The following is an 8040-nucleotide window of genomic DNA, read 5'->3' on the forward strand; positions in this document are numbered from 1 at the left end:
ACCGCGCGCATCTCGTCAGCGTCATGACAAAACGCGCCGTCCAAGACTGCGCGTAAACACAGAAACAATAAACCCTAAAGCCCCGGGTAAAACCCCGGGGCTTTTGCTATGATTGGAAGGTCCGGACAGACCCATTCTGGTGAACACAAATTACAGTGGTGCGATTGGGTGTCCGATCCAGGATGGTTTGAATCTCACCCTCATCTGCATGGCAAAGCGCCGTTGACAATGCGTCTGCCGATGTGCCGTCTGCAGCCTGAACGCTGACCGTCGACCATTGGGGTGGGTGCATGGTTTTCGGATTCAGGACATGAAACTGACCGCCACCCAGTCGCAACGCAGCTGGACTAGAGGTGGCAATCGCTTGATCTTTGAGCGTCCGGGTCTGAACGATCCCGTGTTGGGGATCTGACACGCCCAGGGTCCAGTTGCGCCCGGCGGCGTAGTATTCACCGATATTGACCAATACGTTGTACCAACCCGCCTGACGCAGCACCTCTGTGACCAGATCCGTAGCGTAGCCCTGTGCAATACCATTCAGCGTCAGTGCCTGGCCGGCATCCAGCGCAATGTAATCGGGCGAAATCCGAACCCGGTCCCATCCAATAGCTTTGCGCACGGCATCGAGGTCTCCATTCTGCGCCGCTGCCTGCCACAAGGGCTGAACGGTCGGATCAAAACGCCCGTCGGTCTGCCGGTAGGCGCGATCGCAGGCGCGCAGAAGCGCCAGCATTTCGGGCGCGGGTGCTTTCAGGTGGCCAGAACGGTTCAACCGAGACAAGTCGGAATTCTGGCGGTAGAGGCTGAACAATGCTTCGCAGCGTTCTAACTCGGCTCGGATACGGGCTATGGCGGGTTCGGCAACGTCCGTAGGCGCGTCAAAGGCTAGGCTGACCTCGGCACCCAAGGCATAGCCGTGCCATTTTGTGGGCTGGGCCGCAGCCGGGGTCGCCAACGCGGCGGCAGAGATGGCAAGGAAGCGGCGGCGGTTTATCATTCGGCGGCGACCTCTCTGGCTTGGCGTCGGGCGGCGACAATCAGAGGCACGCATTTGGTACTGTCGTCATGGATCGCCACACAGTCAAGGCATTGAAAGCACTCATCATATTGGATGCGCCCGCTCTTTGCGATGGCCCCGTATTTGCATTTGACCTTGCACAATTGACACGGAGAGCCGCATTCCGTGCGCCGGTCGATCCAATCGCGCCCGCGCAACAGCCCTCCGATCGCCATGAAAGCCCCGAGCGGACAGACATAGCGGCAGAATCCCTTGAACAGCACCATTCCGAGGAACAGCCATCCCGCCGCGTAAGCCACGTAATACCATTCGCGCACAAAGAAGGTAGTAACCGCAGTTTTGAAGGGCTCGACCTCGGCGGCTTTGTCAACGTGATCGGGGGCGGCGAACACAACGCCCACAAGGCCCGCAAGGATGACGTATTTCAACCATTTCAGACGTCTGTCCCAGGCCTCGGACGGCTCAATCTGCGGCAGGCGGAGGGCTTTGCCCAAGTGATGCGCTAACTCTTGCATCGCGCCGAATGGGCAGAGCCAACCGCAGAACAGCCCCCTGCCCCATGCGATGAAACCAGCGATGGACACCGCCCAGATCAACAGGGAAAACGGGTCGTACAGAAGGAACGCGAAACTGCCACCCTCGACTGCTGCTCTGAGTGTTCCAAGAACTGTGACGATGGACAACTGCCCTTGTCCCCACCATCCGACAAAACCGATGACAACCGCCAGCACGCCCAAGCGGAGCGGCGTGAACAAAGGTTGGGCCGCCAGTGCATTCATACGAAAGCTGAGCGCGGCGACGAGACTTGTCAGGAAGATCCCCAGAACGATCATGTCAGTCTGACGGTTGCGCAGCGCCTCCAGCCACGGCGGGACCGGCGTTATCTGAACCGGACGGGTAAAGAACCGCTCGGGCGTGACATGCGGCACCTCAAGCGTGACGGAGCCTGTTTCGGGCTGGAACATGCCGTGTTCCCGCACGGCCAGTACCTTCAAAACCCAATCGCGCGAGGGGTCAAATCCCAGCCTGCGGTCCGTGCGCAAGATCATGGCGGTGCCATCGGGCAGACCATCAGCCAGCTCCACGAACAGATCGGCATCGCGCAGGGCAACCGGAAAGCCATCTTGTTCGGCTGACAGCCAGTCTGGCGCGGTGTTGCGCACGAAATCTTCGCTGACCAACCCGTGGCGCGCGGTTTCGATCACCAGGATCGGTTCATCATTGTCCGAGATTTCGAGAAAGCTCTGGAGGTCGTCGAAACTGTCCTCGGCCAACGCAGCGCGGGCAATGGAAGTAGGCCCTACATCGACAACCCAGATGTCTAAGTAAGGCTCATCCGGGTAATCCTGCGCCTCGGGGTCGTCATCTTCCCACAAGGTGCCTGCGAACAAGGCGTCGACCTGCGCGTTGGTGTAGGTCTTGCGCGTGGCGATGCCCTGATCGACGAGATCCTGCCAGGTCAGGTCCTCCTGATACTCGGGGTCGGGAAAGGCGGGCGGCGCGGTGGCCAGCCCCTGCATCTTTTCGCGGGCCACTGCCAGCGCGGCCCCCATGACGGATTCGTGGGCGATGCGTACGCTGGCCGTCGCCTTGGTGACGCCATCCAGATAAACAAGCTGTGAACCCGCCGCGGCATCGCCATAGGGTGTTCCCACCACAATCGAATCCGAAATCGACAGCCCGCCATATTGTTCAAAGAATTTGTGAAACGGGGCCTCACCCAGACCCGAGACAAAGATCGGCTCGTTATGTTCGATCAGTTGGACATCCAGAAAGCGCCCCTCAAGGTCAAGCACCACCAGCATGTTGATCGGCGCGCCCGAAAACCCCGGCAAGGGCGCCAACGGTTCGGATTCAAACACATATCCGGCCTCACTGCCGCCCGAGTTCAGCAGGCTGTAGACCCCGTCATCGTTCAGCGCATCGCCCAGCGAAAACGGGGCGCGGATATAGGTTTCGATCTGCTCACGCGGCAGAGGCTCTGCCTGAACCGACAGGCCGCTGAAAAGCAAAAACACAAGTAACAGGATCGCGCGCATGAGCGTGAGACTATATTTCCCCCTGCGCCCATGACATTCGACGAAAGTCCTAAGTCCCGCCTCTACGACCCCAAGCCGGTTGACGCAGCCGCCCCCGCCACTCAACACTACACCCCATCCCTACGACCAAAGCAGCATTTTCCGAAAATCGCGCCGGTAGTAGGTTTTCAACAACGCCAGTCATTCATCGGGAGGACATTATGACCTGGAGCACACCGAAGCTGAAAGAAGTGAACTGCGGCATGGAGATCAACATGTATTCTCCGTCCGAGGACGAAGGCCGCGAGTACGAGCCCGACCTGTTCTGATCACGTAAAAGCAGCGGAGGCCCAAAGTGCATTTCCTGGTTCTTGGGGCTTCTGCAGGTGGCGGTTTGCCACAATGGAACTGCGGTTGCCGGAATTGCGAGGACGCCCGTAAGGGCAAGATTCCGCCGTCCGGCCAATCCTCTTTGGCGGTGTCCCCAGATGGTCTGAATTGGAGCATCCTGAACGCCTCGCCTGACATTCGCCAGCAGATGCTGGACAGCCCCAAAATGCACCCCCGCGCGCTGCGCGACACGCCCGTTGCCTCGGTCCTGCTGACCAATGGGGATATCGACCATATCGCCGGGCTGCTCAGCCTGCGTGAACAGACCCCGTTCACCCTGTTTGCCACGGGCGATATTCTGGACGTGCTGTCCCAGAACCGGATTTTCGACGCGGTCAACCGCGAGAAAGTGAGCCGCCGCCAGATTGCCCTGGGCGATGAATTCACCTTGCAGGCGGGGTTGCAGGCGCAGCTTTTTGCGGTACCCGGCAAGGTGCCCCTGTTCATGGAAGGCGACAGTGTTCAGACCGATCTGCTGGGCGAACAGACCGTAGGTGTCCGGCTGACCACCACCGACAAGACCGCCTATTACATCCCCGGCTGCGCGCAGGTGACAGATGACCTTTTGGCCCGAATTGCGGATGCCGATCAGCTGTTCTTTGACGGCACGCTTTGGGATGATGATGAGATGATCCGCACCGGAACCGGTGTGAAAACAGGGCAACGGATGGGTCACATCTCGATCAGCGGACCCGAGGGATCGATCGCTCGGCTGCAAGACATCCGCGCGGCGAAAACCTTCATCCACATCAACAACACCAACCCTGTTCTGCAACCCGACAGCCCGGAACGCGCCTTTGTGGAAACCGCAGGCTGGACCATCGCCTATGACGGGCAGGAGATCACGATATGAGCCGCGACACTCTTGAGGCCCGCCTGCGTCAGATTGGGGCTGAGCGTTATCACGACAAACACCCGTTTCATCACCGGCTGCACAGCGGGGAATGCACCCCCGATCAGGTGCGCGCCTGGGTGATCAATCGCTGGGCCTATCAGGCAGCGATTCCGATGAAGGACGCCGCCTTCATGTCGCGCTGCACCGATGCCGATATCCGGCGCGAGTGGCGATCCCGCATCGAAGACCACGATGGCGGCGTGACCGAGGGCGGCGGCATCCGGCGCTGGCTGAAACTGGCCGAGGCCGTGGGGCTGGACCCCGACTATGTCGCCTCGGGCCGCGGTATCCTGCCCGCGACCCAATTCGCCGTCGACGCCTATGTGCATTACGTGCGTGAAAAGCCCCTGCTGCAGGCGGTCGCGTCTTCTCTGACCGAGTTGTTTGCCCCCAAAATCCACGAACAGCGGATTGAGGGCCTTTTGCAGCACTATGACTTCGCCAATTCCGACAGCCTGTCCTATTTCCAAAAACGTCTGATCCAAGCCCCCAAGGACGTAGCATTCGGCCTGAACTGGGTTTTGGACCATGCGGACACAGAGGAAAAAGAAGATATGGCCTGCGAGGCGCTGATCTTCAAAACCAACGTGTTGTGGGCGCAGCTGGATGCGCTTTGGTCCGGATATGTAGAGCCTGGCCTAGTCCCGCCCGGTGCGTGGAAACCGGGGGAAGGCCTGCTATGACGCTTGAGCTGCACCAGACCGACTGCCCCTACCTGCCGCGCGGCGTGCGGGTTCAGCGCGACGCGGTGCGCGACCGCATGGTCCTGCAAGCCCCGGAAAAGGTGATCGAACTGGACGATATCGGTGTCGCCATCCTGTCACGGGTGGATGGTATGACCTCGTTTGGCCAGATCGTCACCGATCTTGCCACAACCTACGGCGCCCCTGCCGATCAGGTCGAAACCGATGTTCAACGCTTCCTGCAGGCTCTGCGCAGCCGACTTTACGTGTTGGTGCAGACATGACCGCCCCTGCCCCCATCGCGCTTTTGGCCGAACTTACCCACCGCTGCCCGCTCAGCTGCCCCTATTGCAGCAACCCTATGGAGCTTGAGCGCAAGGAAACGGAACTGGACACGAAGGCTTGGGTGGATGTGTTCCAGCAGGCCTTCGACATGGGCGTCCTGCAATTGCACCTGTCGGGGGGTGAGCCCGCCTCGCGCCGCGATCTCGAAGACCTGACCGCACAGGCCGCAAGCATCGGGCTTTACACCAACCTGATCACCTCCGGCATCGGGCTGACCCCCAAACGGCTGGATCGGCTCGAGGCGGCAGGGCTGGACCACATCCAACTGTCCTTGCAAGGTACGAATGCGGCTCTGGCCGATCGCATTGGCGGCTATCGCGGCGGCTTTGACCGAAAGATGGTCATGGCCAAAGAGATCGGTGACAGGGGCATCCCGCTGACCCTAAACGCGGTCATGCATCGCCACAATCTTGATGATCTGGATCGCACGATCGAAATGGCCGTCGAACTGGGTGCCCGCAGGCTCGAGGTCGCTTGTGTGCAATTCCACGGCTGGGCTCTGTCGAACCGCGCCGCACTGCTGCCGACGCTTGAGCAGACCCGGGCCGTGAAAGACACCGTTGTCCGCGCCAGCAAGGATTTACGAGGTGTTCTGGCCATCGACTTCGTGCCGCCCGACTATTACTCGGACTATCCCAAAGCCTGTATGGGCGGTTGGGGGTCCACGGGCCTGAATATCACGCCCAACGGCACCGTCCTGCCCTGCCATGCGGCACAGACGATCACCCATCTGGAATTCGAGTCGGTGCGCGATAAACCATTATCGGACATCTGGAACCACAGCAGCGCCTTCAACGCCTATCGGGGAACCGATTGGTTGCCCGAACCCTGCCAAAGCTGCGAGAGGAAAGAGATCGACTTCGGAGGCTGCCGCTGTCAGGCGATGGCCTTTGCGCAGGATGCCGAAGCCACCGATCCCGTTTGCAAAAAGTCACCGCTGAATAGCCGGGTCAAAGACGTTTTGGACGCCATGTCAGCCAATCCTGAAAATGAATTCATCTATCGCAAAGCGTGACCCCCAACCAAGTTCTATGGCGGGCAGAAATATCTTCGGACATCTGTTGTAGCGGATTGCGGCACGCCGCAAATCCTTGGATCTGCAGAGCATGATTTCGATCCAGTTACGCCCTTTGTAGTGACCTTTGTCGTATTTGACAGCCTGCTTGCGTCGCCTTCGACCTTCGAAACAGGCCTGCATCCCTTTTTCTTTCGACGCATCTCAGATGCCGGTCAGCGTCTTAGCCACGGTCTCCAATCAGCCAGTCAACATCTGACACGCTGCTAAGTAAGGCCCGCATGCCGATTTAGTCGCTAGCGTGCCCAGCAGTAAAAAAGGTTTACCGGACGCCCTTGGCTATCACAGATATCGTGCTACTTGGTCTTAGTGTCACGTTTGGCGCAGCCAATCAGGCGTCCACGCCCTCGTTTTTGAACGCCAGACTGTTCGCTATTAGGTGCTCTTGCGCATCCAGAAACTGCACGCTGAATTGAGAGCTCTCGTTCTATTCACACCCAAGATACCGCCGCTTCCTGCTTTCTTCGGGAGTAGATTTGCAATGTTTGAAGAAGCTCCGGGACATGGCGGAACGAGACGAAAACCCAGTCGCGGCGGCAACTTCTGCAAAGGGCATGTCCGTGTATTTGAGCAAGATCCCAACCCTCTCCAAACGCAACTCTTTGTAAGTGTCCAGAAGCTTCGCATTTGTTTTGCTGAGATATCTTCTCTGAAGCTGCCGGACAGATGTACCAACTTTCACGGCAAGTTCTGAAATGCTCAACGGGTCTTCGATATGCGTCATCATGGTCGCCAGCGTATGAATGACCACCTCGTCCCCTTTGGCCTCGCCAATGAGCCGATTGGCAATTTGACTCTCGGTTTTCTTCCCGGGCTCGCTCAATCCGACATATCTGCGTAGCGCATCAGCAATATGTTGACCGTGATCATCCGAAACGAGCTCCGAAAGTAATCCCAGAGCACTGATGCGGGTATTGGCGCTGTGCAATCGACCATCTGACGCCAGGCAAGTTGATGCCCCGCAGCTGACAATTCCCTGTTCGAAAGCAGCCGCTTCAAAAGTGGCATGCACTGCAGCCGCTCTTGGTTCAGAACCTGCCATCTGCGCCAGCAACATCACGGCGCCGCCGACCAAAATCACTCTGGGTGACAGATTCATCACTTGCGAAACCCAAAGCTTTTGGTCTCCTGCCGGGCACCATGCACTCTCCAAGTCGCCCCAGAACACCGCAGTCCGCCCAGCCCAATCAAGTGGTCCACCAACTTTGTCGTTAGCAACAACACGTGCTGTCACCACATAGGCTTTTTTAGCGATCAATGTGTTCAACGCATGGAAAAACTCCACCACCAATTCTGCTGATGCCCTATCCTCTTGGCAGCGCAGAATGACTTCGATGTGATGAGGGCGTTCTTTTGCCACGTTGGCGATTTGAGCTGCACCTGCGTGACAATTTTGTATGACATAATGCTTCATCAGAACCACCAATTGGTTTGATTGGGTCAGGTGAGAGAAACATTGTTCCCTTCGATGACCCCCGCCGATTTTTCGGCGGGGGTTTTTAGTTTTATTCAGCGGCTTCTTCGTATGCTTCCATTGGAGGGCATGTGCAGACGAGGTTTCGGTCTCCGTATGCGTTGTCGACGCGGTTGACGGGGGACCAGTATTTGTCGACGCC

The 8040-nt window shown here is 58.4% G+C and carries 8 protein-coding genes and 1 pseudogene; 5 read left to right on the forward strand and 4 right to left on the reverse strand.

Annotated features, from left to right (window positions below; translation table 11 throughout):
• Positions 1-106: 106 nt before the first annotated feature.
• Both ACR0NO_RS21945 and ACR0NO_RS21950 read right to left on the reverse strand, forming a co-directional pair.
• Positions 107-997: an FAD:protein FMN transferase gene (locus ACR0NO_RS21945; protein WP_480725683.1), complete on the reverse strand. Its 891-nt coding sequence runs from the start codon at positions 995-997 to the stop codon at positions 107-109.
• Positions 994-3057: a 4Fe-4S binding protein gene (locus ACR0NO_RS21950; protein ID WP_480725685.1), complete on the reverse strand. Its 2064-nt coding sequence runs from the start codon at positions 3055-3057 to the stop codon at positions 994-996. The genes ACR0NO_RS21945 and ACR0NO_RS21950 overlap by 4 nt, the downstream gene beginning before the upstream one ends.
• Before the next feature lie 200 nt (positions 3058-3257).
• On the opposite strand from ACR0NO_RS21950, the gene pqqA reads away from it, so the two are divergent.
• From pqqA to pqqE, 5 genes are read left to right on the forward strand one after another with little or no spacing between them, the layout of a single operon-like run.
• Positions 3258-3365, forward strand: a complete 108-nt coding sequence (gene pqqA, locus ACR0NO_RS21955; RefSeq protein ID WP_152460716.1) for a pyrroloquinoline quinone precursor peptide PqqA — start codon at positions 3258-3260, stop codon at positions 3363-3365.
• Between the two features lie 26 nt (positions 3366-3391).
• A complete protein-coding gene (gene pqqB, locus ACR0NO_RS21960) occupies positions 3392-4279 on the forward strand; it encodes a pyrroloquinoline quinone biosynthesis protein PqqB (RefSeq protein ID WP_480725687.1) in 888 nt (295 codons plus the stop codon).
• Positions 4276-5004 carry a pyrroloquinoline-quinone synthase PqqC gene (gene pqqC / locus ACR0NO_RS21965; RefSeq protein WP_480725689.1) on the forward strand — a complete coding sequence of 243 codons (729 nt, stop codon included), beginning with the start codon at positions 4276-4278 and terminating at the stop codon, positions 5002-5004. The genes pqqB and pqqC overlap by 4 nt, the downstream gene beginning before the upstream one ends.
• A complete protein-coding gene (pqqD, locus tag ACR0NO_RS21970) occupies positions 5001-5288 on the forward strand; it encodes a pyrroloquinoline quinone biosynthesis peptide chaperone PqqD (protein ID WP_480725691.1) in 288 nt (95 codons plus the stop codon). The genes pqqC and pqqD overlap by 4 nt, the downstream gene beginning before the upstream one ends.
• On the forward strand, positions 5285-6364 hold the full coding sequence (gene pqqE / locus ACR0NO_RS21975; RefSeq protein ID WP_480725692.1) for a pyrroloquinoline quinone biosynthesis protein PqqE: 1080 nt from the start codon (positions 5285-5287) through the stop codon (positions 6362-6364). The genes pqqD and pqqE overlap by 4 nt, the downstream gene beginning before the upstream one ends.
• On the opposite strand, the pseudogene ACR0NO_RS21980 reads toward pqqE, so the two are convergent.
• Both ACR0NO_RS21980 and ACR0NO_RS21985 read right to left on the reverse strand, forming a co-directional pair.
• Positions 6323-6780: pseudogene (locus tag ACR0NO_RS21980) on the reverse strand (transposase family protein); the annotation flags it as partial. The gene pqqE and the pseudogene ACR0NO_RS21980 sit on opposite strands and share 42 nt — an antisense overlap.
• A 71-nt stretch (positions 6781-6851) precedes the next feature.
• The gene (locus ACR0NO_RS21985) at positions 6852-7838 is read right to left on the reverse strand and encodes a helix-turn-helix domain-containing protein (RefSeq protein ID WP_480725694.1); all 987 of its coding nucleotides are present in this window, start codon (positions 7836-7838) and stop codon (positions 6852-6854) included.
• Positions 7839-8040: the final 202 nt, after the last annotated feature.

This window comes from Ruegeria sp. CL3 (assembly GCF_056536505.1).

What these genes read in the sequence shown, in the direction of transcription:
- ACR0NO_RS21945 (WP_480725683.1), bottom strand. Translation starts at nt 997, where the DNA reads ATGATAAACCGCCGCCGCTTCCTTGCCATCTCTGCCGCCGCGTTGGCG.
- ACR0NO_RS21950 (WP_480725685.1), bottom strand. Translation starts at nt 3,057, where the DNA reads ATGCGCGCGATCCTGTTACTTGTGTTTTTGCTTTTCAGCGGCCTGTCG.
- pqqA (WP_152460716.1), top strand. Translation starts at nt 3,258, where the DNA reads ATGACCTGGAGCACACCGAAGCTGAAAGAAGTGAACTGCGGCATGGAG.
- pqqC (WP_480725689.1), top strand. Translation starts at nt 4,276, where the DNA reads ATGAGCCGCGACACTCTTGAGGCCCGCCTGCGTCAGATTGGGGCTGAG.
- pqqD (WP_480725691.1), top strand. Translation starts at nt 5,001, where the DNA reads ATGACGCTTGAGCTGCACCAGACCGACTGCCCCTACCTGCCGCGCGGC.
- pqqE (WP_480725692.1), top strand. Translation starts at nt 5,285, where the DNA reads ATGACCGCCCCTGCCCCCATCGCGCTTTTGGCCGAACTTACCCACCGC.
- ACR0NO_RS21985 (WP_480725694.1), bottom strand. Translation starts at nt 7,838, where the DNA reads ATGAAGCATTATGTCATACAAAATTGTCACGCAGGTGCAGCTCAAATC.